3 protein-coding genes and 1 tRNA gene are annotated in these 1,817 nt (G+C 69.9%); 2 read left to right on the plus strand and 2 right to left on the minus strand.

The genetic code is table 11. The features are described 5' to 3' along the window. Positions 1-746, plus strand: a 746-nt coding sequence (locus tag B8115_RS01065; protein WP_010625879.1) for a 2-dehydro-3-deoxygalactonokinase, incomplete at its 5' end; no start/stop codon positions are given. Beyond that, entirely contained in the window at positions 743-1,393 is a 651-nt protein-coding gene (locus tag B8115_RS01070; RefSeq protein WP_010625880.1) for a 2-dehydro-3-deoxy-6-phosphogalactonate aldolase, read from the plus strand. The genes B8115_RS01065 and B8115_RS01070, both read left to right, overlap by 4 nt. 13 nt (positions 1,394-1,406) lie before the next feature. Here B8115_RS01070 and B8115_RS01075 read toward each other — a convergent pair. Both B8115_RS01075 and B8115_RS23520 read right to left on the minus strand, forming a co-directional pair. Next, a tRNA-Arg gene (locus tag B8115_RS01075) sits at positions 1,407-1,483 on the minus strand. 66 nt (positions 1,484-1,549) lie between these two features. After that, positions 1,550-1,817: hypothetical protein (locus tag B8115_RS23520; protein WP_010625881.1), on the minus strand; the 268-nt coding region annotated here is incomplete at its 5' end.

A 1,817-nucleotide genomic window follows, 5' to 3' on the forward strand; every position in this document is an offset into this window, starting at 1 on the left:
TGCCGCTGCCGGCGCGCCTGGACCAGTTGGCCCGCGGCGCCGTGGCACCGCCGGTATGCGACCCACGCTTGGACGTGCAGCTGCTGCCCGGCCTCTGTCAGTACGCCGACGGCGCACAGCGAAGCTTCGACGTGATGCGCGGCGAAGAGACCCAGCTCGCCGGCCTGGTGGCCAGGGAGCCGACGTTCTCGGGCCTGGCCTGCCTGCCCGGCACCCATGCCAAGTGGGTGTGGCTGGAAGCGGGCAGGGTGGTGCGCTTCGCTACCGTCCTGACCGGTGAACTTTACGGCCTGCTGGCCGGCCAGTCGGTGCTCAGGCACTCCGTGGCCGATGCCAGTCTCGATGAACCCGATTGCCGCGAGGCCTTCGCCGATGCGGTACGCGAAGCCGCCAGCGAGCCCGGTCGCTTCAGCCAGCGGCTGTTCGGCCTGCGCGCCGCCGACCTGCTCGACGACTCGCTGCCCGATGGCGAGGTGCGGCGAGCCCGCCTGGGTGCACGCCTCTCGGGCCTCACCATCGGGCTCGAGCTGTCTGCGCTCACAGACGAGCTGCCGGGCGATACTGCCGTCATCCTGATCGGCAACGCAACCCTCTGCGACCGCTACGCGCTGGCACTGAGCACCCTGGGCCGAAGCAGCCGGCACCTCGACGGCGAGACCGCGGTCTTAGCTGGACTCGAGCTAGCCGGGCTCGGGCTGGCCGCGGCCGGCATGGGCGAGGCGCCCCCAACAGGAGAAACGCCATGAGCCTGCCATTGATCGCCATATTGCGCGGCATCATCCCCGACGAGGCGGTGGCGGTGGGCGAGGCAATACTCGCCGCCGGCATCACCACCCTCGAAGTGCCGCTCAATTCCCCCGAGGCGCTGGAAAGCATCCGCCGTATGAGCGAGGCGCTGGGCGAACGTGCCCTGGTTGGCGCCGGCACCGTGCTCACGGAAGAAGAACTCAGCGAGGTACACGCCGCCGGTGGCCGGCTTGCCGTCTCGCCCAACTGCCGCCCGGCGGTGATCGCAGCCACCCGCCGGCTCGGCATGCAGAGCTGGCCCGGCGTGCTCACCCCCAGCGAGGCGTTCGACGCCCTGGATGCCGGCGCCACCGGGCTCAAGCTCTTTCCCGCGGTCCAGATGGGCACCCAGGGCATGCAGGCACTGCGCGCAGTGCTGCCCCCCGGGACGCTGCTGTATGCCGTGGGCGGTATCGATGCCGACACCATGGCAGCCTGGCGTAGCGCAGGCATCGACGGCGCCGGCCTGGGCAGCGCCCTCTACCGGCCCGGCCAGACGCCCGAGCGGGTCGGCGAACAGGCGCGCGCCTTGGTGGCCGCCTGGAAGGCGGCGGCAAAGGAGAGATCGGGACAAGAACCAGAAAAAAGCCCCACGGTGAGACCGTGAGGCTTCGAATTCGTGGCGCGCCCGGCAGGATTTGAACCTGCGACCTTTGGCTTCGGAGGCCAACACTCTATCCAACTGAGCTACGGGCGCTTTGCTTGCTGAGAAGCGGCCAACATCGTAACCGCCGCCGCCCGGACTGTCCAGCCCGGGCAGTGCTCAGCGGCTTCCCAGGATGCGGTATTGCGACGGTATCTGCGCTGCCTCTTCGGCGTCGTGGATGCCCTGCTGCAAGCTGCGCTCCAGAGACTGCGTCCAGTCGCTCGCGGCGGCCTCGAGGGCCTGACGTACTTCGGCCCTGGCACGCGTGAGCTCGAGCTCCAGCTCGGCGTGCATGTCGTCGCGGTAGCGGCTCTCCTCGGCCTTGAGCAGGGCGTATTCGGTGCCGGCAAAGCCGGCTAGCGCCACCGCCGTTGCGGCGGTGCCG

Source organism: Halomonas sp. KM-1 (assembly GCF_000246875.1).
GTDB lineage: Bacteria > Pseudomonadota > Gammaproteobacteria > Pseudomonadales > Halomonadaceae > Halomonas > Halomonas aerodenitrificans.